Below are 22730 nucleotides of genomic sequence, written 5' to 3'. Positions count from 1 at the left end.
GGGGGGGCCCCCCCCCCTTCTCCGTGCACTTGCGTGGCAAGGTCGCCCGACGTGGCCCCGACATCGCGTGGTTCAAGGTTCCAGCGGGCAACATCCCCCGTCCTGTCGGACTGACCCGCACGGCCGGTCCGCGCAAGGGGGGTGCATCCGGCGGCACCCGGACGTAGCGTGTGCGAATGGAGCGAGACGAGGAGCGTCCCGGAGCGCAGCGGTGGGTTCCGGCCGGCGACGACATCGACGAGCTGCGGCACGCTGCGCAGGAGTGCCGCGGCTGCGAACTCTGGCAGCCTGCGACGCAGGTGGTGTTCTCGAAGGGGTCGTCAGCGGCATCGATGATGCTCGTCGGCGAGCAGCCCGGCGACCGTGAAGACCTGGCAGGGGAGCCGTTCGTCGGCCCAGCCGGACGAGTGCTGGCGGATGCCGTAGATGCGGCGCACCTCGACCAGGACGACCTCTACATGACCAATGCCGTCAAGCACTTCCGATTCGAACGGCGGGGCAAGCGGCGCATTCACGAAAAGCCGGCTGTCGGGCACATCGTCGCCTGCCACCCCTGGCTCGAAGCGGAGGCGGATGCCGTGCAACCCGAGGTGATCGTCGCTCTAGGTGCGACGGCCGCGCGAGCCGTGCTCGGGCGACCGGTCAAGATCGGCGAGGAGAGGGGAACGGTCCTTGAGCCTCCGCCCGGGTTCCTGTCGCCGGTGGTCGTCACGACGCATCCGTCGAGCATCCTCCGCATCCGAGACTCCGCCGATCGCGAGACCGCCTTCGATGCCTTCGTCGAGGATCTGCGCGTCGCTGCTGACCTCGTCGCTCACTGACGCTGACCGTCACTCCACGAGCTTGCCCGCGCAGGCTGCGCTGATCGCAACATTGTCCGCACCCCGCGTCACCGCTGAAGTGCATCCGACTCGGTGGGCCGAATGCGTCGAACCTGGCCTGGCGTGATGCCGTGGTGCCTCTTGAAGGCGCGACTGAAGGCGGCATCCGAGCGGTATCCGACGCGCGACCCGATCTCCGACACTGGCAGGTCGCTACGCTGCAGCTCGGAGTGCGCCTGATCGAGGCGCCAGGCCGCCAGGTATCCGGCCGGCGGGGTGCCTACCAAGGTGGAGAATCGCTCAGCGAACGCGGAGCGTGACATGCGCGCCGTCGCGGCGAGTTCGGCAATCGTCCACTCGTGGGCCGGATCGGCGTGGATGCGGGCGAGTGCCTGCCCTACGTGTCGGTCTTGCAGCGCGGCCAACCATCCGGTCGTCGCCGCCGGCGTCTGCTGCAACCACCAGCGGAGGATCTGGATCACGAGCACGTCCGCGAGTCGGGTCATGACGGTCTCGCCGCCCGGTCGGGTCGACGTCGCCTCGCGCGCGAGAAGTCGCAGGACGTCCGCGAAGACTTGCGCATCGTCGTCGTCCCAGCTGTCGACGACGATCACGTCCGGAAGCTCGGCGATGACTCGGCGGGTGAGGGCATCGTCGGCATACAGCGCTGCGTAGGCGATTCGTGTGGGTTCGCCCGTCCCGTCGATCCACATCCGTTCGTACCGGTCGCCGATCTTCTCGAACGGGAGATCGAAGAGCGGGACGGTCTGCACACCGCGTCCGCTGACGAGACGGTGCTCGCGACCGCGGCTCAGCAGAGCGGCCCGCCCTGGCGTGAGTTCGTACTCCTCATCGTCGAGGTCGAGGATGCAACTTCCCGATAGAACGATCGGCATCGCCAGATACCCCGGGAGCGCGGGGAAGTCGACGCCCCACGGGGCGGCGGCGTCCGCGCGACAGTACAGCGCGCCCGTCAGGCGCAGCATGTGCAGAGATTTGCCGATCGCATCGATAGGTGCGATGGCACCGCGTGGATTTGCCATACGTCCATGATCCTGTGCGCGGATGCCGATGGTCCGAACTGTTGGAGTATCTGCACAGGATCAGCACCGTTTGAGCATTGTTCGTCTGCAACCGCGACTAGAGAGTGGACCTGGTCACCGTGATCGTCACGGCGACGGAGAGGACATCATGACAACCGAGGAGCTCATCGGAGTGATAGGCGCGACCGGCACGACCGGTTCCCGGATCGCCGACCGGCTGGAACGTGACGGCCACGCTGTTCGACGACTCGCGCGCAGTACCGCGATCACGTTCGACTGGACGGTCCCGGAGACGTGGGCGCAGGCGCTCGCCGGCGTCCGCCGTCTGTACGTCGCATATGTGCCGGACCTGGCGGCTCCCGGAGCGGATGCCGTGATCGCACGCCTGGTCGATGCCGCCCGCGCTTCGGGCGTCACGCGGATCGTGCTGCTCTCGGGCCGAGGAGAAGAGGGAGCCCGAGTGGCGGAGGACATCGTGCTCGGCTCCGGGATCGACGCGACCATCGTGCGAGCCTCGTGGTTCAGCCAGAACTTCACGGAAGGCATGCTCGCTCCCGGAGTGCAGGCGGGCGTCATCCCACTCGCGGCCGGGCAGGCGCGTGAGCCGTTCATCGACGTCGACGACCTCGCGGATGTCGCGGTGGCCGCTCTCACCGGCACCGGCCACGCGGGTGAGGTCTACGAGGTGACCGGCCCCGAACTGCTGACCTTCGACGAGGCGGCTCGGATACTGAGCGACGCACGGGGGCATGCCGTCGTCTATGTCCCGCTCTCCCTCGAGGACTTCCGTGCCGCGATGACCGAGGCCCTCGACGCTGATTCTGCTGACTTGCTGACCGATCTGTGCCGCGAGGTGTTCGACGGGCGCAACGAGAGCGTCGCGGACGGCGTGCAGCGCGCGCTCGGGCGCGAACCACGCTCACTCCGCGGCGTCGTATCTGCGGCGGCGCGTACCCCGTGAGCGCCCGCGTCCCGGAACGGGTGATCCTCGGCATCACCGCGCTCATCGTCGTGATCATCGGACTCGGTGGACTGATCGCGCCCTCGGTGTTCTACGTCTCCTACGAGATACGTGTGACGGGGGAGAACCTGTCCAATGAGTTGCGCGCAGTGGGAGCCGCGCTGACGCTGCTGGGCCTTGCGGTCGCAGCAGGTGCGATCTGGCGTGACTGGAGCTTCTCCGCCGCGCTCATCGGCGCGCTCGTCGGCATCGGCTTCGCCGTTGGACGCGTCGTGTCGCTTCTTGTCGACGGCATCCCCGTCGCGTCGATCGTCGGGGCGGGCGCTGTGGAAGCGGTGTTCGGGGTCGCGTGCGCCTGGGTAGCGGTACGGCGGCGACCGCGGGAGTGACGCACGCGCCATCGCGATCTACCGCAAGAAGATCAGCTGATCCACCGGCGAAAAGGCCGCATCCGCTCGGATGGGGCCCCTTTCGCGTACACCCGTGGACAGCGTGCCTGTGCAGTGGAATCGTTGACGCTGCACGCGGAAACCGACCGTGACTCATAGAAGGAGCAGAGATGTTCGAGAATTCCGATGCATTCAGTGGCATGTCGTCGAGCGACATCGAGGCCTCACGCCGCTTCTACCAGGACGTACTCGGCCTCACCGTCAAAGATGAGGGCATGGGCGGGCTGATCTCCGTGCAACTGCCGAAGGGCGGTGCGGTGCTGATCTATCCGAAGGACGACCACGAGCCCGCGACCTTCACCATCCTCAACTTCCCCGTCGCCGACATCGACGCGGTCGTCGACGAGCTCGTCTCCAAGGGGGTGAGCCTGGAGCGGTACGAGGGGATGGGCCAGGACGACAAGGGCATAGTGCGCGGCAAGGCCGCCGGGCGCGGACCGGACATCGCCTGGTTCAAGGACCCGGCGGGCAACATCCTCTCGGTCCTGTCCGACTGACGTGACCCGCCTCTGATCGGCTCACTCGGACGACGACGCGAACGAGTCCTCGATCGCGACCATCCACGAGATGCCGAAGCGGTCGACGAGCATGCCGAACTCGCCACCCCACGGGGCTTCACCCAGCGGTATCGTGGCGGTCCCGCCGGCGACGAGACCGTCCCATGCGCGGTGCAGGTAGTCGGTGTCCACTGAGCCGCCGCTGAGCGAAACCGAGATCCCCTGCGGCGTCTCGTACTCCATACCGGTGGGGGTGTCCGACGCCATGAGCACGAGCCCGCCCGGAGCGTTCAGTTGCGCGTGCATCACGAGGCTCTCCTCGCCTGCGGCGGTCCCGCTGTCGGGCATGTCGCCGAACGTGCTGACGGCGAGATCTCCGCCGAGGACGCCTTGGTAGAACTCCATCGCCTCACGGGCGGAGTCGCGGAAGGACAGATAAGGGTTGAGGTTCGGCACGATCGCTCCTTCGTATGAAATGCGTGGATGCAACCAGTGTGCGTCGCGTGCCGCCGATACTCAATGCTTCTCGGCGCCGGTCACTCCACGAGCTTGCCCTCGGACGACACCTCGCGCATCAGGTCCTGGATCTCGGCGGGTACCGGAGGGATCTCCTCGCGCGTCACGCCGGTCGCCGGCGACCAGACGAGGTTCACCTGCAACGTCGGATCCTCGTCCGGGAAGTCGCTGCGGTTGTGGGCTCCTCGGGTCTCGCGGCGCTCCAGTGCTGCTTCGAGCGTGGCGCGCGCAGCGACAGCCGAGCCCTTGAGGTCGAAGGCGTGCGCGAGGTCCTGGAACCCCGCGATGTCGGGATGGATGCCGAGGTCCTCCATTCGGCCCTCGATCAGATCGATGTCGGCGAGGCCGGCGCGCAACCCTTCCGCGGAGCGCACCACACCGGCGTGCTCGGTCATGGTGTTGCGGATCGCGCGCTGCAGTGCGCGCACGTTCTCCCGTCCGTCCGACGCCAGCAGGTCATCGATCTCGGCCCGCGCCTGCGCGATGGCCTCAGGAGATCTCCGCTGTGCATCCAGCGATGAGGCGTGCGCGATCGCCGCCTGACCGACGATGCGCCCGTACACGAGCAGCTCGATCAGGGAGTTGCCGCCGAGGCGGTTCGCACCGTGCAACCCGCTCGACGCCTCGCCGATCGCGTAGAGCCCGTCGACGTCGGTGCCGTGATCTTCAGGACGCACCCACACGCCGCCCATCGAGTAGTGCGCTGTCGGGGCGATCTCGATCGGGTCGGTCGTGATGTCGAGCATCTGCAGCTCCATCATCGTCTGGTAGACGCGGGGCAGCCGGGTCATGATCGTCTCGCGGGGCAGGTGCGAGACGTCGAGCCACACGCCGCCGTTCTCGGTGCCGCGACCCTCCTTGATCTCGGTGTACGCGGCCAGCGCGACGCGGTCGCGCGTGGAGAGCTCCATCCGTTCGGGGTCGTACTTCGCCATGAAGCGCTCGCCGAGGGCGTTGCGCAGGATGCCGCCCTCTCCGCGGGCGGCCTCCGAGATGAGGGTGCCCGCCGCGCTCTCGGGCTCGATGATCCCGGACGGATGGAACTGCACGAGTTCCGGATCGCGCAGGCGCGCGCCGGCGTCGACGGCCAGCCGGAACGCGTCGCCGGTGTTCTCGTCGCGTCGTGACGAGGTGCGGCGCCAGATGCGGGTGTGCCCTCCCGCGGCGAGGATCACGGCATCCGCGTGGATGAGGTAGCGCGTGCCGTCGCTCTGATCGAAGCCGTATGCACCGAACACGACGTTGTCCTTCACGAGGATGCGCGTGATGTAGATGCCGTCGAGGATGGGCACGTCGAGCTGCTCGGCCCGCCGCACGAGGGTGCGCTGGATCTCGAGCCCGGTGTAGTCGCCGGCGAAGGCCGTGCGACGGAAGGTGTGCGCTCCGAAGAAGCGCTGAGAGATGCGCCCGTCGTCCTCGCGCGCGAAGTCCATGCCCCATCGTTCGAGGTCCCCGATGCCGCGCTCCGCGCCCCGCGTCACGACCTCGACGGTGTGCGGGTTCGCGAGCAGGTAGCTCTCCTTGATCGTGTCGGCGGCGTGCTGCTGCCAGGTGTCGTCGGCGTCCATCGTCGCGGGGGCGGCGTTGATGCCGCCGGCCGCGAGTGCGGTGTGCGCGTCGCCGCGAGGGCGTTTACCGACAGCCAGCACGTCCACGCCGCGTTCTGCCACCTCGATCGCGGCCCTCAGGCCGGATCCGCCGGTGCCGATGACGAGGACGGTGGTGGAGATCTGTCGTTCGCGAGTGCTCATGCGTCCACGCTAAGAACTTCAGGTCGATAACTCCAATGCATTGTTTTACTTGTCCTGATAGCGTGAAAGCATGAACCTGGAGCAGTTGCGCGGCTTCGTCGAAGTCGCCGATCTCGGACACTTCACACAGGCCGCAGCGAAGCTGCACCTCGCGCAGCCGTCACTGAGCCGCCAGATCTCGTCGCTCGAGGTCGAGCTGGGCGCCGAGCTCTTCCATCGTGCTCGTGGCAACATCACGCTCACCGACGCGGGTGAGACGCTGCTCCCTCGTGCGCGACGGATGCTGGCGGATGCTGACACCATCCGTGCGGAGATGGGGGAGCTCGCGGGGCTCCAGCGGGGACGCGTGCGCCTGGGCGCGACGCCGACCCTCTGCATCAGCCTGGTCGCCGAGGCGATGGCCGCATTCCATTCCGCGCATCCAGGTGTCGAGCTGCTGCTCACGGAGGCGGGGTCGAACGTCCTGATCGAGCAGCTCGCCGCTGGCACCGTCGACATGGCGCTCATCACGCTGTCGGACGCGCTCCCGGTCTCGGGCTCGGCGCTGGTGCGCACTCCGCTGCTCACGGAGGAACTGGTGGTGGTGTCGTCCGCCGAGCATGCACCCGTCGCGGAGGAGGGTATCGATCTCGAGGCTCTCTCACGCCTGCCGCTCGTGTTCTTCGCCGAGAGCTACGATCTGCGTGCGGTGACGGATTCCGCGTTCCGCGCGGCCGGCCTCGCACCCACCCCCGTGGTCGAGGGGGCGGAGATGGATGCCGTGCTGCGCTTCGTGGAGCGGGGCCTCGGCGTGGCCGTGGTGCCGGCGATGGTGCTGCTGGACAGACCCACTCTGCGCTCTGTGCGGCTGATCGAGCCGAGGCTGATCCGCACGATCGGCCTCGCGCACCGCTCGGACGTCAATCCCACTCGTGCCGCCTCCGCGATGCGCCGCGTCATCGCCGCCACGGCACGCGAGCTCGTCGAGCGCGATCCCGCGACGATGGCGCTGGTCGCCGGGATGACGGGCGGTGGCTCCGGGGCAGCAGGCCGATGATGACGCGATCATCGGCCGGGCCGTCGCGCATACTGCTGCCCGCGATGTTCGCCGTCTACCTCCTCCTGCTCGGCTGGATCATCCTCTGGAAGCTCGAGGTCCCGCACATCGGCGACGGCTCTCTGCGTGTCATCAAGGTCGTGCCGTTCGTCGCGAACGGAGATGCCGGGGCGAGTGCTCCCCTTGAGATCGCCGTGAACGTTCTGCTGTTCGTGCCGCTCGGCGCGTACCTCGGCCTGCTCGCGCCGGCGATGCGATGGGGGAGGGCTGCGATGGCGATCCTCGGCGTGAGCCTCGCGCTGGAGGCTCTCCAGTACGCGCTGGCCCTCGGCAGCTCGGACATCACCGACCTCATCGCGAACACCACGGGTGGTCTGCTCGGCATCGGTGTGCTGACGCTGATGCGGCGAGCGAAGGGAAGCGGGGCCGTCGGCCTGATGGTGCGTGCATGCATCATCGTCACGGTCGTTCTCGCTGTACTGGTGATGCTCTTCGTGCTGTCGCCGCTGCGATTCGCGCCGCCGCCGCCCGCGGCCGGTATCGAGTCGGCGGCGTCCAGCAGATGACCGAGGAGGCGTTGCTGATCAAGCTCGCCGTCGGGTGACGGCATCCGCTCAGGCGGGCTTGTCCGCCCGGGGGTGCAGAACACCGGATGCTGCGCCCAGCGCCGCGCCGACGAGGGTGTCGATGACCCGTTCCACTGCGACGTCCATCGATCCGATCTCGCCGGTCGCCGCGCCTGTGAGGAGCAGTACGAGCGGCGTGATGAACACCAGCGCGAGGGCGTAGTTGCGGATCACCACCAGTTCGATCGTGAACTGCAGTGCGCCGAGCAGCAGCGCCAGCCACAGCCCCGACGGGTGCAGCAGCGCCAGCAGGGCATACGCGCCGACGCCGATGACGGTGCCCAGCATCCGGTGCAGCCCGCGTTGGAACGCCGCCCTGCGGGCTGCTGCCACGCCGATCACGGCGACCGCCGCGCCGACGATCCAATAGCTGCGGCCGGGATCCACGATCGTGGCGAGCAGCACCCCGAGCACCGAGACGATGACGACGCGCAGCAGCAGCATCCGCGCGTCCGCATCCAGCGCCGGCCCGGGGAGCAGCTCGCGCAGCGGCCGCGCTCGTCTCGCTCGCACCCGCGGCAGCAGCAGAGGTGTGAGCGCGACCAGGTAGGAGAAGGCGACGCCTGCGGCGAAGGCCGCGACGTAGACGAGCGGGGCGACAGGGGTCGTGGCGATCACATGCGCGGACAATCCGAACACCAGCACGAAGAACAACGGACCGGGCGGGCCCAGTCGGAACCCGAACGCCAGTGCCGCGCTGATGACGGCGACGACGATGACGCCGACGCTGACCAGCCACGCCTCGTGGGCGACGAGCACGCCGAGCGCGGCACTGACGATCAGCCCGGCGCCGACGAACGGCAGTACTCTGGCGCGATCGACCACGGGCGAGAATCCCGCGAACAGCACGGTGAAGGCGCCGGAGGCCGCGATGAACCCGAGGACGGGTTGTCCGAGCACCGTCATGAGGGTGATGGGCACGGCGAATGCGAGCGCGGCCTGAAGCCCCAGTTGCCATCGAGGTCCTGGTGACGGGCCGAAGGCGAAGAGACTCACATCTCTATTGTCCTCCCGACGTTCGGCTGCCCCCATCAAGGAGCCTCCACAGTCGCGCCCATTGCTCGGATGTGAGGTCCCGCGGCAGTGCTGTGCGCGCGATCCCTGCCGAGCTCAGTGCCCGATCGACGACCGTCGCGGGATGCCGGTCACCTCGGAGGATCTGCCGGATGCCGTTGCCGCGGCTTCGGAACACCGCGCCGACGAAGCGTTCGAACCGCCGTCGATCACGATACGGCAGAAGCGGCGCCGCACGGCGTTCGATCGAGAGGATGCCGCCGTCGACCGCCGGCATGGGGCGGAAGTGCCGGGCGGGAACACGCTCGTGCAGCCGGAACTCGTACCAGGGCCCGGCCTGTGCGGTCATCATTGTCGCGCCTCCCACACCGGCGCGCTTGCGCGCGACCTCCCACTGCGTGAGCAGGATCGCGTGCTGCCATCGGGTGGCCGACAGCAGGCGGCGCAGCAGCGGCGTCGTCAGATGGAAGGGGAGGTTTCCGACGATCACCGGTCGATCCAACGGCTCGAGCATGGCATCGGCGTGATGGATGCTCGCGCCGTCGATGCCGGCGCGCAGCCGATCGACGCGCCGCGCGTCGATGTCGATCGCGCGCAGATCCCTGCCCAACCGAGACAGGTGCCGGGTCAAGGCGCCGTCGCCGGCGCCGATCTCGAGGATCGCACCCTCGGTGGCGGCGGTGAGAGCAGTGAGTCGTTGGAGAGTCGGACGGTGGGTGAGGAAGTTCTGGCCGAGTTCGTGTCGGCCACCGGTATGGGATCGAGGTCGCAAGGTGCGCTCCAGTCGTGAGGAAGGAGCACCCGGCGGCGGGCGTGCGAGGGCACAGCGAACGCGCCTCCGGGTGCAGGACATCCGGAACGACGACGCGCAGTGGCGTTATCCGACCATCAACGCGCCGTCAGGCGCGGCGGTCGCGGAACGTGAAGCAGCGCGCGTCGAACGACGCGCAAGCGTTTATCAAACCCATGACCGACAGTCTATGGGGCGCTTCAGCGCGCCGCGAGCCACTGCTGGAAGGTCGGCCCGACGAGCAGCGCATCGGTTGCGGGCAGCGCGGAACCCGCGCGCATCCCCTTCATCTGCGCGGTGGGGAGGTTGACGGACGGGATCCACCCGCGGTGTCCTGTCTTGCGTGCGAAGTCCTTGATCATCGCGTCGAGCGCCTCCTCGCGCGGACCGGCGATGTCCTGCGCGCGACCCTGCGGATCTCCGGAAGCGAGGGCGGCGAGACGCGCACCGACGTCGCGTGCGGCGATCGGCTGCGTGCGCGCCCGCGGCGCGATGTGCAGCGGGCCGACCTTCGCGCGCTCGAAGATCTGGCCGGCGAACTCGTGGAACTGCGTCGCGCGCTGGATCGTCCAGGGCACCCGTGACGTCTCGAGCACTTTCTCCTGAGCGACCTTGCCCGCGTAGTAGTCGTGAGGCATCCGATCTATCCCGACGATCGACAGCAGGACGATGTGTCCGACGCCGGCGTCCTCCGCGGCACTGATGAGGTTGCCGCTCGCGGTGGTGAAGAACTCGATCGAATCCTGTGCGCTCATGGTCGTCACGTTCGACGTGTCGATCACGGCGTCGACACCAGTGAGCGCCGCTGCCAGCCCCTTTCCGCTGAGGAGGTCGACTCCCCGCAAGCGAGTGAGCACCACGGCCTCATGCCCGCCGTTTCGCACCGCCTCGACCGTCGGTCCTCCGACGACACCTGTTCCTCCTGCGACGGCGATCCTCATCGTGCGTCCTCCTTCATGTTCTCGATCCTCTCAGCACGCGAACGCGCCCCCGCGGGGCCGGGAAGCATCAGCACGATCCCCAGCAGAAGGCTCCCCCCGAGCCCGATGATGTTGCCGATCACGTCGATGAGCGGCATCCCGCCGAACTGCATCGCGTGGTAGATCAGGTGCGGCAGCCCGAACACCGTCCATGCGACGCCGACGACGCGGCCGGGTTCAGGCCGTCGTGCGAACGCGGCAGCGATGCTCGCAGCGGCGAGTGCAAGGTACAGCGCACCGACGTCTCGGATCAGATGCTCGTTGTACGGTCCGTCGACGGCGATCCATACCCGACCGAGTCCGGGGAATGCGGAATAGAAGGTCGCGGGCCATAGCGCCGCCCACAGCCCCACGAAGATGCCGACGGCTGCGGTCGTGCCCAGCAGGATGCGTCTGAGGGTCATGCTCATACCATTTCGACGACACGGCCGATCGGAATGTGAGGCGCACGTCACATTTCTGTTCGTCACATCGTCGACTCTGAGGAAGGATGTGACGGATGGACGAGGTCGACGAACTGGAGCAGGAGCGGCGCAGGCTGCTCGCTCTCGCGTACCGCATGCTCGGCACGGTCGCCGATGCGGAGGACGCCGTGCAGGAGACGTACGTCCGTTGGTACCGGCAGTCGGATGCCGATCGCGCGCTGATCGAGAATCCCGCCGCCTGGCTCACCCGTGTCGCGAGCCGCATCTGCCTCGACATGCTGGGATCCGCCCGCGCCCGCCGAGAGCGCTACGTCGGGGAGTGGTTGCCGGAGCCTCTTCCTGGCGAGTCCGCCATCGCAGCCGCCGTGCCCGTCGATCCGCTGGAGCATGTGACCCTGGACGAGTCCGTCGGCGTCGCCCTGATGGTCGTGCTCGAATCGCTCACGCCTGCCGAGCGCGTCGCGTTCGTGCTGCACGACGTGTTCGCCATGCCGTTCACCGAGATCGCCGAGACGGTGGGAAGGACTCCGGATGCCACCCGCCAGCTCGCGTCCCAGGCGCGCCGACGCATCAGGGAGCGCCGTGCCGGTGCCGCGTCCAGAGAACAGCACGACGCGGTCGCCCGTGCCTTCGCCGCAGCGACGATGACAGGGGAGCTCTCCGCGCTGATCGCCGTTCTGGATCCGAACGTGGTGCTGCGCTCGGACGGCGGCGGGAAGGTCTCTGCCGCCATCCGGCCCGTCGTCGGCGCGGCTCGCGTCGCGCGATTCCTGCTCGGCCTCCCGCGCCTGAAGCCCACAGCGATCACCGAGCCGACGCTCACCCCCGAGGGGCTGGCTTTCCTCGTCACGATCGACGGGCGCGCCGATTCGGTCATCTCCGTGGACGTGACGGGGGACCGGATCACAGACGTCTACATCGTCCGCAACCCTGACAAGCTCACCCTCTGGCGCTGAGCCCGCTCGACCGCGCCCGCCTACCGCGGATCAGTCGGCGGCCGGCTCCCGCGGCGGATTGTGCATGAACTCGATCCGGATGCCGCTGTCGTCCTCCACGAACGATGCGTAGTACCGCTCACTGAATCGCGGATAGAGCTTCGGATCGCGAACGGCCGTCCACCCTGCTGCCAGCGCTGTCGCGTGCAGCTGATCGACCTCGTCCCGAGTGCCGACGGCGAACGCGAGGTGCTGCCATCCGACGCGGCCATGCCGGTGCGGCCCCGCCTCGGACTCGCGGGCGGGGAACAGGATCAGTTCGGGTTCGTCATCTCGCTGCCACGACACGGAGCCGTCCGCATCGACCCTGGTGAATCCCAGACCGACCATCACCGGATCGAACTGCGAGATGGCGGGGGAGGTCGTCGACAGTGATTCCGAGATGATCGAACACGAGCATCTGCCCAGTCTCACCGATCACCGCGAGAACACGCGAGAGGATGGCGGCCGAGTCTCGCTCAGAACAGTGCCGTAGGAAGCGCGCCCTCGAACTCGAGCAGCCAGCGCTTGGTCACAAGGCCCTGGCCGCTGTCGCCGCCGGAGTAACCGCCGAGCCCGTCGCTGGCGACGACGCGGTGACAGGGAACGATGATCGGCACGGGGTTCGCACCCATGACTGCTCCGACACCGCGAGCGGGGATGCTGGTGCCGCTCCTCGCCGCGAGCTCACCGTACGTGACCGACTCGCCGTGATCGACCGTCTCCGCCAACGCGGTCAGCACCGCATGCGTGACGTCGGTCTGGCGCCCGAGGTCGAAGGGGACATCGAAGCGGGTCAGCCGGCCATCGAAGTAGGCGTGCAATTGCCGCAACGCCTCGACCAGAACCGGATCGTCCGCGGACCCGCTCTCGCGCGGCGGTGCAGACAGCCACGCCACACGTGTGATGGAGTCGCCGTCGCTGAAGACGGTGAGCCGCCCGACGGGCGATTCGATCGTGCCGGACGATGACATATCCCCGACGTTAGTCGCACCTGCGGACACGCCGGCAAGTTCCGAGGCCCATCGACGGGTGGGAGATTCTGCGGGTCAATGCGGGGCGTGGTACTCGACCTCGCCCCGCTTCCAATACCCCTTGACGATGGGGTGGTCCGTATCGACACCCCAGCGCTCGAGCAGAGCCCGCCCGGGCTTGACGATCTGCTGCTCGGCGGCGATGAAGACGAACGGGTCGGGGCCCGCGGCATCCGATTCGGTGAGCCCTTCGAGGAATGCGATCAGCGCCGAGCCGGCCGGCGCATCACCGCGATGGATCCACTCGACCGCGACCGGCGCGCTGATCTCGATCTCGTCGTCGGAGCCGCGTACCTCGATGGCGATTCGGGCCGGCACATCGTCGATGAGTCCTGCGAAACGCCGGATCGCGGGGATAGCCGTCTCGTCGCCGACCAGCAGCCAGGAGTCGGGCCTTCCCTGCAGCACAGCCGATCCGCGTGGTCCGCCGACGCTGATCCGCGAACCGATCGGCGCGCTTGCAGCCCATCGTGCCGCAACGCCCTCGTCGCCGTGCAGGGCGAACTCGACATCGAGCCAGTTCTCGCCCCACGACAGGGGGGTGTACTCGCGGCTGGGTGCGCTGCGCAGCTCCTCGACCGTGTCTGGCATCTCCGCCGGGAAGAACAGTCGCATGTGGTCATCTGCGCCGGGGGAGTCGAACCCTCTCAGGTCGTCGCCCTCCAGGCGCACGCGCACGTAGTTCGGAGCCAGGTGCTCCCGTGCGGCGAGGATGACGGTGCGGAACCGCAATTCGTTCATCCGACGGTCGATGGAGAAGGGCGGAATCGACGACGTCATAAAGTTAGGCTAACCTACCTTGAGGCAGGTAAGGGCACCCTAACTCGATTTGCCTGTTTGCCGATTCCTCGACCCCACAGCAAGGAGATTCCATGTCATCGCGCCGGCCCTTCGCCGTAGCATCCCTCGTTCTCGTATCCGCCGTAGCCCTCGCCGCCTGCGCTCCTGGTGCCGCAGAAGCCGGCGCGGAGGGCGACGCAACCGCCGAGGCGTCGACGGTCTCGTACAGCTGGGAACGCAACACCGCCGGGGAGGACGAAGAACCCGAGTACGTCACCGAGACCGTGGAAGTGCCGAAGAATCCGGAGAAGATCGTCGCATTCGAGATGGCGACCGTCGACACGATCGGCGCGCTGGGCGGCGAGGTCGCTGGCGCACCCGTCGAGTTCGTGCCGGACTATCTGCAGGATGCGCTTGCCGACGACGCGTTCAACGCGGGCACGCTCTTCGAAGCGGACCTCATCGAGATCGAGGCGCAGCAGCCAGACCTCATCATCATCGGCGGACGCTCATCCGGCCTGTATGAGGACCTCTCAGCGATCGCTCCGACGATCGACCTGGGAATCTCGGGCACATTCATAGAAACGCTCGAGCGCAACGTGACCTTGTTGGGCGAGGTGCTCGGCGCCGAGGACGAAGCGGAGACGGCGCTCGCCGACCTCGAGTCCGGCATCGACGAGGCGAAGGAAGCGACGGCAGCGGCGGGCAACGGCCTGGGACTGATGGTCTCGGGAGGACAACTCAACGCGATGGCGCCCGCGGGTGAGGATGCCGGAAGTGCGAACGTGCGCGGAGGCCTGATCTACGATGTCTTCGGCGTCGAGCCGGTCGTCGACGACGTGGCCTCGGCCACGCACGGCGAACCGATCTCGTTCGAGTTCCTTCTCGAGATCGACCCCGACACGCTCTGGGTGGTCGACCGCGATGCGGCGACGGGTGAGTCGTCGACCGCGGCCGAGCAGGTGCTCGACAACGACATCGTCGCTCAGACGAGTGCAGCGAAGAACGATCGCGTCGTCTACCTCGACCCGGTGCCCTGGTACATCGTCTACGGCGGGATCGAGACCACCCAGCTGCTGATCGACGACGTCATGCAGATCGCGAAGTGACGTTGCCGTCACCAGCGTGACTCGCATTGCCGCCGCATCGATCGGCACCCCTGCCCAGATCCGCCCACCGCGGCGCTGGGTGGGGGTGCTGATCGGCGTGCTTCTCGTCCTCTTCGCTGCAGGGAGCCTGTTCATCGGAGTCTCGGACGTCTCGCCGATCGCCCTGATCGCCGGCGGCGCAGACAGCGACGCGACCTATCTGCTGGTCGTCAGCCGGATTCCACGCACGGTCGCAGTGATCCTCGTGGGCGCCTCACTGGGCATCGCGGGACTGATCATGCAGATGCTCGTGCGCAACAAGTTCGTCGAGCCGGGGACAACCGGCGTGAGCGAATTCGCCACGCTCGGGATGCTGGTCACGATGATCTTCTGGCCGGGTATGGCCGTCATGGGCAAGATGGGCGTCGCGGCCGCATTCGGGCTCATCGGCACCTGGGTGTTTCTGCAGGTCGTCAAGGCCGTGCCGGTTCGCCAGCTCGTGCTGGTACCGCTCGTGGGAATCATGCTCGGTGGTGTCGTGGGCGCAGTGACGACGTTCTTCGCCTACCGGCTCGACCTGCTTCAGTCGCTCGGGCAGTGGTCGCAGGGGAGCTTCTCCACAGTCATGCAGGGACGTTACGAGTTCGTCTGGATCGCCGGAGCCATGGTCGTGATCGCCTGGTTCGCGGCCGATAGGTTCAGCGTGATCGGCCTGGGCGAGGAGTTCGCCACGAATCTCGGACTCGACTACCGACGCGTGGTCGCGATCGGAATGATCATCATCGCGATCATCACCGCGGCGGTCCTGGTCACAGCAGGGATGCTGCCGTTTCTCGGGCTCGTCGTCCCGAACATCGTCAGTCTCATCATCGGTGACAACGTGCGCCGCTCGATCCCCTGGGTGGCGGGTCTGGGCGCTGTTTTCGTGCTGGCATGCGACATCGTCGCCCGCGTCGTCCGGTTCCCTTACGAGATCCCGCTCTCCGTGATCGTCGGCGTCGTGGGTGCCGGGCTCTTCCTCTGGCTGCTGCTGCGAAGGAGGAGCCGTGCCCACTGATGTCACGGTCCGTCCATCGACGATCGCGACGCTCTGGTCGCGATCGAGTGTCCGCGTCGCCCTGCTCGGCGCCGTTGTGCTCGTACTCATCGCCGTGTATCTGTTCACGGACGTACCCGGCTCGATCTGGTTCGCGCTGCGCATCCGCACTCTGACCGTTGCAGCCATGATCGTGGTCGCGGTCGCAATCGGAGTCTCCACCGTCGTGTTCCATACGATCACGCAGAACCGCATCCTGACGCCGTCGATCATGGGTTTCGATGCGTTCTACGTGCTGATCTCGACGATCATCGTCTTCTTCTTCGGATCCGCATCGTTCCTGCGGGCGAACGAGTTCACGCTCTGGAGCGTTCAGCTGCTCGTGATGGTCGCGTTCAGCGTCGCGCTGTTCACCTGGATGTTCGGCGGCAGACACCGCTCCATCCACCTGATGCTGCTGGTCGGCATCGTGCTCGGCGTGTTCTTCCGCAGTTTCACGGAATGGATGCAGCGGATGCTGGATCCGCTCGATTTCCAGATCCTGTCGGACGCGATGTTCGCCTCGCTCACCCGACCCGACCCGATGCTTCTGCTGTTCACCGCGACCCTGATCATCGGCTCGTGCGTTGCGCTCGTCCCGCTCGTGCGGCGGCTGGACGTGCTGACGCTCGGCGAGCCGGCGGCGATAGGACTCGGCATCGACCACAGACGGCTGGTGATGACGCTGTTCCTCCTGGTGTCGATCATGGTCGCGGCATCCACCGCGCTCGTCGGCCCCATCCTGTTCTTCGGTCTCATCGTCGCCAACCTCGCGTACTCCTACGTCGGCACGTTCCGCCACGCGTGGACACTGCCCACCGCGGCGCTGATCGGCGTCATGTGCCTGCTGGGCGGCCAGCTCGTGCTGGAGCAGGTGTTCGCCTTCGGCGGGAGCCTGTCGATGATCATCGAGTTCGCGGGCGGTTTGTTCTTCCTCTACCTGGTCCTCAGAAAGGGGGCGCGATGATCGCGCTCGACGGCGCCACGAAGCGCTACGGCTCCCAGATCGTGCTCGACGACGTGTCGATCATGCTCGGCGATGAAGGCGTGACCGCGCTGATCGGCCCGAACGGCGCGGGGAAGTCGACGATGTTCGGACTGATCGGGCGGCTCATCAAGCCGGACGCCGGAAACGTCACGGTGGATGACCTGGACGTGGCCATCGCACCTTCGCACGAGCTGGCGAAGACCCTGGCGGTGCTCCGACAGGACAACCACATCGCTGCGCGGCTCACCGTGCACGATCTCGTCGAGTTCGGGCGCTTCCCGCACTCGAAGGGTCGGCTGACGACGGGCGACCGGACGCATATCGACCGAGCGATCTCGTACCTCGATCTGGACGCGTTCCGTGGCCGGTTCCTCGACGAGCTGTCGGGCGGTCAGAGGCAGCGCGCGTTCATCGCCATGGTGCTCGCACAGGACACGAAGTACGTCCTGCTGGACGAACCGCTGAACAATCTCGACCTCAAGCACATGACCGAGATCATGCGTCTGATCCGGCGGATGGCTGATGAACTGGGCAAGCACGTCATCGTGGTGCTGCACGACATCAACTTCGCGGCGACTTACGCAGATCGCATCGTGGCCATGCGCGACGGCCGGATCGTGGCGGATGCCGCGGCGAGCGAGATCATGCGGTCGGAGGTACTCGAGGAGGTCTACGGAACGACCGTGGACGTGCGGGAGATCGACGGACAGCGCATAGCGCTGTACTACACCTGAGGCGCGCTCGGTTTAGAGCTCGATGCCGTGGGACTCGTCGTTCACGCCGGTGTTGCCGCCCTTGCGCGATTCGACCGCGATGAGCCACACGAGTGAGACCACAGCGGCGAGCAGTAGGCCGAGCCACACGTTCTGCAGGATGAGGCCGATCACGATTCCCAGCACGACGAGGACGACCGTGCCGCCGAGCCAACTCCACCGCTGCTTCTTCGTCGCCGCCATGCCCTCAGCATAGGGTCGCGCCGGTTCAGGTCGCAGTTTTCGTCGCTTCGCCGGGTTCACAGCGACAGGAATTGCGACCTGAACGTGTCGCGTGTCAGCGGCGGCGGTGATCCTCGGGCGCCAGCCGCGGGCCACGGCGGGGTTCGAGCAGCCCGCTGGCGAGGATGAGACGGATGACGCGATGGCGGTGGCCGGCCCACGGGGCGAGGAGTTCCAGCATCCCGTCATCGTCCACGCGTGAGCCGGTGAGCGCGTAGCCGACCTGGTGTGCGAGATGGTAGTCGCCGACGCTCACGGCATCCGGATCTCCGAGGGCGCGGATGCGCGTCTCCGACGAGGTCCATGCACCGATACCCGGAAGGCTGGTGAGGATGCGGTCGCGCTCCGCGCCGGTCCGGGCCGAGAGCACGACGTCGCTGATGCGCTGTCCGCGCTCGGCGGCACGAACGATGGCGCGCGACTGCGGAGGCTCGACGCCGGCACGGTGCCAGGCCCAGGAGGGGATCAGGCGCCAGCCCTCGATCGTCGGCGGCGCGAACATCGGACGCGGAGTCGGGCCCGGTGCGCGTTCACCGAAGCGCGTGATCAGGGTGCGCCAGGCGCCGAATGCCTGGAACGACGTCACCTTCTGCTCGATCACTGAACTCGCGAGCGCATCGAAGACGAGATCGGTGCGGGTCAGACGTGTGCCGGCGGTGCGGCGAGCGACATCGGCGAGGTGCGGATGGCCTGCTGCGACGAGACTCGAGACGTCGAAGCCGCTCGCGTCGTCGTCGGCGCCGCAGAGTGCGGGCAGCTGCGCGAGCGCCCATTCGGCACCTGAGCCCCACGCCGTCGCGTGAATCCCCTCGCTGCTCTGCCGCAGTGCCAGGGTCGCGACGCCGTCGGGCGTGCGGCTCGCGCGCCACAGCGTGATGCCGTCGACGAGCATGGTCGGATCCTTCGGCCCGCGCATGAGCACGCCGACCGTGCGGAACAGGTTCAGCGGGTGCGCAGGGCGGTACGCGGCGGTGCGAGGCGGGTCGATCGGGGCGTGTGCTGCGGCTGCGGCATCAGCGATCGACGTCATGCGAACACCCTACGTCCGGCGCCTGACAGTCGTGACCGGCGCATCCGCTGCACTTTTCGGCAGACGCGCCATCGATCGATGCAGCGCATGTCACGAAGTGCCGCGCAGCCGAGCCGGCGCTGCCTCAGAAGCGGTCGGGCGAAGGCGTGCCGTGGCCGTAGCGGATCACGACGTCAGCGTGGCGGTCGAAGCGGTAGCCGACGCCGCGGACGGTGCGCACGATGTCCTCGTAGCGGCCGAGCTTGGCGCGCAGGCGGCGCACGTGCACGTCGATGGTGCGCTCTCCCGGGGTCTCGTCGTCGGGCGACTGCCACAGCGCTCCGACCAGTTCGGTGCGCTCGATCGTGCGGCCCTCGCGGAGCACGAGGTACTGCAGCAGCTCGAACTCCTTGTACGTGAACGCGGCCGAGTCGCCGTCGATCAGCACACGCTTGCGGGAGATGTCGACGGTGACGCCGTAGTCCTCGTCCTGCTCTTCCTCCTCGGCGGCCTTGGTGCGCGCGATCGCACCGGGCTCCTGCAGGGCGAGACGAACGACGTCGAGGTCGCGGCCGCCCGACCCGTGCGGGGCGAGGGCGACGGTGGCGTGGGTCTCCGCGCCTGGGGCGAGCTCGGCGAGGGTGCGGCGCAGGGCGTCGACGAGCAGCGGCAGGCTCACACCGGCTTCGGCGGCCTTGATCTCATCGAGTCCGACGTAGAGGGCGAAGCCGCGCGGCGAGCGCGTCGCGGGAAGATCGGCGGGAGCGGGCGATGCGGCGGCGGGTGCCGGCTCGACGAGCGGCGGAACAGCACGCAGATGAGGGGCGCGAGTGGCAGAACGCTCAAGGGTGGCGATGTTCGACATGATGATGGGTTCCTTGCGAAGGGTGAGCCGATACGGCTCGGATGTGTTGCGTGAATGACCTGGAGGGCCGGGAGCGAGCACGCAGGTGGGTGCTCGGGGCTCCTTCTTCGCAGATCGCGAATACGGGGAGCGTGGCGGGGTGGCTGGGGTCAGCTACACATTCGGCAACACATGCCAACGCAGCCGGGCATCATCATCCCGGCAGTCCTGTTCGCCTCCTGGGCGGACGAGGGGCGCGCGTTGGTGGTCATGGGTGGATTATTACTGAGAATGTCGGGTCGTGTCAAAACGTAACCTTGTGTCCGCGGGTGGGCTTACCGTGGAATGATGACTGGTTCGCACATCGTCGACGGCTTCATCCTCACCGATGAGAAGGATGCTTCGCGATACACACTCACCCGCGACGGGGTGCTCGTGAGCGCCCTCGACTACCGCGACGACGGCACGACGATCGCCCTGACCAGAGCCTTCACGATCCCGACTTTCCGCGGGAACGGGCATGCTGCACGAGTCGTCGAGGGTGCCGTGACCGACATCGAGGATCGCGGCGACCGCAAGGTCGATCCCGTGTGCTGGTATGTGGCGGAATGGTTCGAGCAGAATCCCGAGCACGCGGGACTTCTGCGTCGTCGCTGATCCGCCGGAGTGTGACGCTCTGTTACACACGCGTCATGTCCTGCAAGGATGAGGACATGAAACTCGCTGAGGCCCTGACGGCCCGAGCAGACCTGCAACGCCGCATCGAACAGCTGCGCGCACGCATCACAGCCAATGCCCGGTATCAGGAGGGCGAAGAGCCAGCCGAGGACGCCGCGGCGCTGCTGGGCGAAGCGGAGTCCGCGCTCGCACAGCTGCGCGATCTCATCCGCCGGATCAACGCGACCAACGCCCGCCTCGCGCTGGGAGCCGAAGGCACGATGACCGACGCGCTCGCAGCGCGCGACGTGCTGCGCCTGCAGCACTCCCTGCTGGCGGATGCTGCAGCCGCAGCATCCGGAACCAACACGGGGATGCGGCAGATGCGATCCGAGCTGCGGCAGATCGCCGCCCTGCCCGTCGCAGAACTGCGTGGCGCGGCCGACGGTGTCGCGCAGGAGCTGCGCGAACTCGACAATCGGATCCAGCAGGCGAACTGGACGCACGACCTGGAGGAGTAGAGCGGAAGTCGGTAGCCACGACGAGGCGGGCACAAGCCCTGCCGGAGGGTCAAATCCGGCCCTGCAGGGCGGAGGGCAGCCCGGATCTCGCATCGCGCAGCCCCGCACGCCGTACAGGTGAAAGTGCATCTCGCACACTGCATGACCGCGTGCCGATCGTCATGGTGAGGGTGGGTCAGGGGACCTTCCGGCTCTTACACACGGGTTCGCATCCGATAAGATGGACCTCTGCTCAGCACCGTTCGCTGAGGCGGTCAGCGCTCAGAACGGGAGTTGGTCCGAGGCTTGAAACCTCCGGCATCCTCACCAGACACCGGAGGTTTTTCCATGTCTTCATCCCTGCGCGCCCATCCGAAAGTGAAGTGGTGGGCGCTCGCGGTCATCTCCCTGACGCAGCTGGTCGTCGTGCTCGACGGCACGATCGTGAACATCGCGCTTCCGCAGGCGCAGGCCGCTCTCGATCTGACCGACGGCCAGCGACAGTGGGTCGTCACGGCCTATGCCCTGGCGTTCGGTGCGCTGCTCCTGCTGGGCGGCCGCGTCTCGGACTACTGGGGCCGCAAACGCACCTTCGTCGTCGGCATGGTCGGGTTCGGCCTCGCGTCGCTGTTCGGCGGACTCGCCCAGACCGGGGCGGAGCTGATCCTCGCTCGCGGGCTGCAGGGCGTCTTCGCCGCGTTGCTCGCGCCTGCGGCTCTCGCGCTGCTCACGGTCACGTTCCCCTCCGGGCGCGAGCGCAACACCGCGTTCGCCGTCTTCGGCGTGGTCGCAGGCACGGGCGCCGCCGTCGGACTCCTGCTCGGCGGTGTGCTCACCGAGTTCGCCGACTGGCGCTGGTGCCTGCTCGTCAACCTGTTCTTCGTGGCTGTCGGGCTCGTCGGGGGTGCGCTGACGCTCACCGAGAGCAGGGCCGCCGGAGACGGTGGACGTTTCGACGTCTGGGGAGCGATCACGGTCACTCTCGGACTCGGCTCGCTGGTCTACGGCTTCAGCCTGGCCGAGTACGGCTGGGGCGATCCGCTCACCATCGCATTCCTCGCCATCGGCGTGGTGCTGCTCGCGCTCTTCGTGTGGGTCGAATCGAAAGCGGCAGCACCTCTTCTGCCGCTGCGCGTCGTCGCGGACAGGGTGCGCGGCGGAGCCTTCCTCATCCAGGCCGTCGCCGGCGCCACCATGATCGGCGCCACGGTGTATCTGACCTTCCACCTGCAGTTCGTACTCGGAATGGGCGCGTTCACGGCGGGCATCGCCACGCTGCCGCTGCCGATCGCCACCATGCTGGTCGCACCGATCGCGACCAGGCTGCTCGCGATCATCGGTCCGCGCCCGATGCTCATCGGAGGGCCGTTGATCAGCGCGGTCGGCCTCTTCTACCTGTCAGGCATCACGCCGAACGGCGACTACTTCGTCCAGATCGCCCCGGCGCTGCTCGTGCTCGGTGTGGGGATGGGCTTCGTCTTCATCCCGCTGCAGAACGTCGCTCTCACCGGCGTCGCCCCGCATGATGCTGGTGTCGCGTCGGCGGTCGCTAATTCGGCGATGCAGATCGGCGGGTCCATCGGGCTCTCGGTGTTCACCGCCGTCTATGCCGCATCCGTCGGCGGTCACGCGCAGGCGGACGTCTCGATGGGTGCTCTGACGGACGCCTACGGCTGGACGTTCATCGCGGCGTCGATCTTCCTGCTCGCGGCCGCACTCGTCGGACTGCTCATGGTGCGCGGCACCAAGGACGAGCTGCTGCCGCAGCAGGGCGAGGCCGTCCCGGCAGCGCACTGAGGGACGTGCCGTGGCAACGCCGGCCGGTTCGCGAGCCGGTCGACAGATGCCACGGCACGCCTCGGCGCGAATGTCCGAGG

At 67.6% G+C, this 22730-nt stretch carries 27 protein-coding genes; 14 read left to right on the top strand and 13 right to left on the bottom strand.

The annotated features are described in order from the left end of the window. Positions 1–176: 176 nt before the first annotated feature. On the top strand, positions 177–821 hold the full coding sequence (locus tag ACNPNP_RS12530) for a UdgX family uracil-DNA binding protein (RefSeq protein WP_448966368.1): 645 nt from the start codon (positions 177–179) through the stop codon (positions 819–821). 68 nt (positions 822–889) lie between these two features. Here ACNPNP_RS12530 and ACNPNP_RS12525 read toward each other — a convergent pair whose 3' ends face one another. Continuing rightward, on the bottom strand, positions 890–1864 hold the full coding sequence (locus ACNPNP_RS12525; RefSeq protein ID WP_448966367.1) for an AraC family transcriptional regulator: 975 nt from the start codon (positions 1862–1864) through the stop codon (positions 890–892). A 148-nt stretch (positions 1865–2012) separates the two neighbouring features. Here ACNPNP_RS12525 and ACNPNP_RS12520 point away from each other — a divergent pair, with 148 nt between their 5' ends. The 3 genes from ACNPNP_RS12520 to ACNPNP_RS12510 all read left to right on the top strand — a co-directional run bounded on the left by ACNPNP_RS12520 (position 2013) and on the right by ACNPNP_RS12510 (position 3771). Further along, positions 2013–2825, top strand: a complete 813-nt coding sequence (locus ACNPNP_RS12520; protein WP_448966366.1) for an NAD(P)H-binding protein — start codon at positions 2013–2015, stop codon at positions 2823–2825. After that, entirely contained in the window at positions 2822–3214 is a 393-nt protein-coding gene (locus ACNPNP_RS12515; protein ID WP_448966365.1) for a DUF4345 domain-containing protein, read from the top strand. The genes ACNPNP_RS12520 and ACNPNP_RS12515 overlap by 4 nt, the downstream gene beginning before the upstream one ends. 170 nt (positions 3215–3384) lie before the next feature. Next, positions 3385–3771: a VOC family protein gene (locus tag ACNPNP_RS12510; protein WP_448966364.1), complete on the top strand. Its 387-nt coding sequence runs from the start codon at positions 3385–3387 to the stop codon at positions 3769–3771. Between the two features lie 21 nt (positions 3772–3792). Here the strand turns inward: ACNPNP_RS12510 and ACNPNP_RS12505 are convergent, their stop codons facing one another. Together ACNPNP_RS12505 and ACNPNP_RS12500 are read right to left on the bottom strand one after the other, a co-directional pair. Then, a complete protein-coding gene (locus ACNPNP_RS12505; protein WP_448966363.1) occupies positions 3793–4227 on the bottom strand; it encodes a VOC family protein in 435 nt (144 codons plus the stop codon). Between the two features lie 80 nt (positions 4228–4307). After that, a complete protein-coding gene (locus ACNPNP_RS12500; protein WP_448966362.1) occupies positions 4308–6038 on the bottom strand; it encodes an L-aspartate oxidase in 1731 nt (576 codons plus the stop codon). A gap of 70 nt (positions 6039–6108) precedes the next feature. Between ACNPNP_RS12500 and ACNPNP_RS12495 the strand changes: the two genes are divergently transcribed. Next, a complete protein-coding gene (locus tag ACNPNP_RS12495) occupies positions 6109–7074 on the top strand; it encodes a LysR family transcriptional regulator (RefSeq protein ID WP_448966361.1) in 966 nt (321 codons plus the stop codon). Further along, a complete protein-coding gene (locus ACNPNP_RS12490) occupies positions 7074–7640 on the top strand; it encodes a VanZ family protein (protein WP_448966360.1) in 567 nt (188 codons plus the stop codon). The genes ACNPNP_RS12495 and ACNPNP_RS12490 overlap by 1 nt, the downstream gene beginning before the upstream one ends. 48 nt (positions 7641–7688) lie before the next feature. Here the strand turns inward: ACNPNP_RS12490 and ACNPNP_RS12485 are convergent, their stop codons facing one another. The 4 genes from ACNPNP_RS12485 to ACNPNP_RS12470 all read right to left on the bottom strand — a co-directional run bounded on the left by ACNPNP_RS12485 (position 7689) and on the right by ACNPNP_RS12470 (position 10888). Further along, positions 7689–8696 carry an FUSC family protein gene (locus ACNPNP_RS12485; RefSeq protein WP_448966359.1) on the bottom strand — a complete coding sequence of 336 codons (1008 nt, stop codon included), beginning with the start codon at positions 8694–8696 and terminating at the stop codon, positions 7689–7691. 4 nt (positions 8697–8700) lie between these two features. Next, entirely contained in the window at positions 8701–9486 is a 786-nt protein-coding gene (gene erm / locus ACNPNP_RS12480; RefSeq protein ID WP_448966358.1) for a 23S ribosomal RNA methyltransferase Erm, read from the bottom strand. A 218-nt stretch (positions 9487–9704) separates the two neighbouring features. Continuing rightward, complete coding sequence (locus ACNPNP_RS12475) at positions 9705–10445, bottom strand: SDR family oxidoreductase (RefSeq protein ID WP_448966357.1); 741 nt, start codon at positions 10443–10445, stop codon at positions 9705–9707. Further along, complete coding sequence (locus tag ACNPNP_RS12470) at positions 10442–10888, bottom strand: hypothetical protein (protein WP_448966356.1); 447 nt, start codon at positions 10886–10888, stop codon at positions 10442–10444. The genes ACNPNP_RS12475 and ACNPNP_RS12470 overlap by 4 nt, the downstream gene beginning before the upstream one ends. 95 nt (positions 10889–10983) lie before the next feature. Here ACNPNP_RS12470 and sigJ point away from each other — a divergent pair, with 95 nt between their 5' ends. After that, positions 10984–11865: an RNA polymerase sigma factor SigJ gene (gene sigJ, locus ACNPNP_RS12465; RefSeq protein ID WP_448966355.1), complete on the top strand. Its 882-nt coding sequence runs from the start codon at positions 10984–10986 to the stop codon at positions 11863–11865. A gap of 30 nt (positions 11866–11895) precedes the next feature. Here sigJ and ACNPNP_RS12460 read toward each other — a convergent pair whose 3' ends face one another. The 3 genes from ACNPNP_RS12460 to ACNPNP_RS12450 form a co-directional block, all read right to left on the bottom strand. Beyond that, entirely contained in the window at positions 11896–12234 is a 339-nt protein-coding gene (locus tag ACNPNP_RS12460) for a VOC family protein (RefSeq protein WP_448966354.1), read from the bottom strand. A 128-nt stretch (positions 12235–12362) separates the two neighbouring features. Continuing rightward, on the bottom strand, positions 12363–12857 hold the full coding sequence (locus ACNPNP_RS12455) for a methylated-DNA--[protein]-cysteine S-methyltransferase (protein ID WP_448966353.1): 495 nt from the start codon (positions 12855–12857) through the stop codon (positions 12363–12365). A gap of 75 nt (positions 12858–12932) precedes the next feature. Further along, complete coding sequence (locus tag ACNPNP_RS12450; protein WP_448966352.1) at positions 12933–13697, bottom strand: siderophore-interacting protein; 765 nt, start codon at positions 13695–13697, stop codon at positions 12933–12935. Positions 13698–13789: 92 nt separating this feature from the next. On the opposite strand from ACNPNP_RS12450, the gene ACNPNP_RS12445 reads away from it, so the two are divergent. Genes ACNPNP_RS12445 through ACNPNP_RS12430 form a run of 4 tightly spaced genes read left to right on the top strand, consistent with a single transcriptional unit; the run spans position 13790 to position 17582 of the window. Further along, complete coding sequence (locus ACNPNP_RS12445) at positions 13790–14806, top strand: siderophore ABC transporter substrate-binding protein (protein WP_448966351.1); 1017 nt, start codon at positions 13790–13792, stop codon at positions 14804–14806. A 16-nt stretch (positions 14807–14822) separates the two neighbouring features. Then, positions 14823–15842, top strand: coding sequence for an ABC transporter permease (locus ACNPNP_RS12440; protein WP_448966350.1), 1020 nt, complete (start codon positions 14823–14825; stop codon positions 15840–15842). Next, complete coding sequence (locus tag ACNPNP_RS12435) at positions 15832–16827, top strand: iron chelate uptake ABC transporter family permease subunit (RefSeq protein ID WP_448966349.1); 996 nt, start codon at positions 15832–15834, stop codon at positions 16825–16827. Before ACNPNP_RS12440 ends, ACNPNP_RS12435 begins: the two co-directional genes overlap by 11 nt. Next, positions 16824–17582, top strand: a complete 759-nt coding sequence (locus tag ACNPNP_RS12430; protein ID WP_448966348.1) for an iron ABC transporter ATP-binding protein — start codon at positions 16824–16826, stop codon at positions 17580–17582. The genes ACNPNP_RS12435 and ACNPNP_RS12430 overlap by 4 nt, the downstream gene beginning before the upstream one ends. A 12-nt stretch (positions 17583–17594) precedes the next feature. Here ACNPNP_RS12430 and ACNPNP_RS12425 read toward each other — a convergent pair whose 3' ends face one another. The 3 genes from ACNPNP_RS12425 to ACNPNP_RS12415 form a co-directional block, all read right to left on the bottom strand. Beyond that, positions 17595–17804, bottom strand: coding sequence for a hypothetical protein (locus ACNPNP_RS12425; RefSeq protein ID WP_448966347.1), 210 nt, complete (start codon positions 17802–17804; stop codon positions 17595–17597). 94 nt (positions 17805–17898) lie between these two features. Continuing rightward, positions 17899–18873 carry a DNA-3-methyladenine glycosylase family protein gene (locus ACNPNP_RS12420; protein ID WP_448966346.1) on the bottom strand — a complete coding sequence of 325 codons (975 nt, stop codon included), beginning with the start codon at positions 18871–18873 and terminating at the stop codon, positions 17899–17901. Positions 18874–18997: 124 nt separating this feature from the next. Beyond that, entirely contained in the window at positions 18998–19717 is a 720-nt protein-coding gene (locus ACNPNP_RS12415) for a winged helix-turn-helix domain-containing protein (RefSeq protein ID WP_448966345.1), read from the bottom strand. Positions 19718–20044: 327 nt separating this feature from the next. On the opposite strand from ACNPNP_RS12415, the gene ACNPNP_RS12410 reads away from it, so the two are divergent. The 3 genes from ACNPNP_RS12410 (at position 20045) to ACNPNP_RS12400 (ending at position 22650) form a co-directional block, all read left to right on the top strand. Next, a complete protein-coding gene (locus ACNPNP_RS12410; RefSeq protein WP_448966344.1) occupies positions 20045–20353 on the top strand; it encodes a GNAT family N-acetyltransferase in 309 nt (102 codons plus the stop codon). A 56-nt stretch (positions 20354–20409) separates the two neighbouring features. Further along, on the top strand, positions 20410–20874 hold the full coding sequence (locus ACNPNP_RS12405; RefSeq protein WP_448966343.1) for a DIP1984 family protein: 465 nt from the start codon (positions 20410–20412) through the stop codon (positions 20872–20874). Positions 20875–21201: 327 nt separating this feature from the next. Further along, positions 21202–22650: an MFS transporter gene (locus ACNPNP_RS12400; RefSeq protein ID WP_448966342.1), complete on the top strand. Its 1449-nt coding sequence runs from the start codon at positions 21202–21204 to the stop codon at positions 22648–22650. Positions 22651–22730 lie beyond the last annotated feature (80 nt).

Source organism: Microbacterium xerophyticum, from assembly GCF_053543555.1.
The sequence above is the reverse complement of the archived record's forward strand: the minus strand, read 5'-3'. Positions and strand labels throughout refer to the sequence as shown.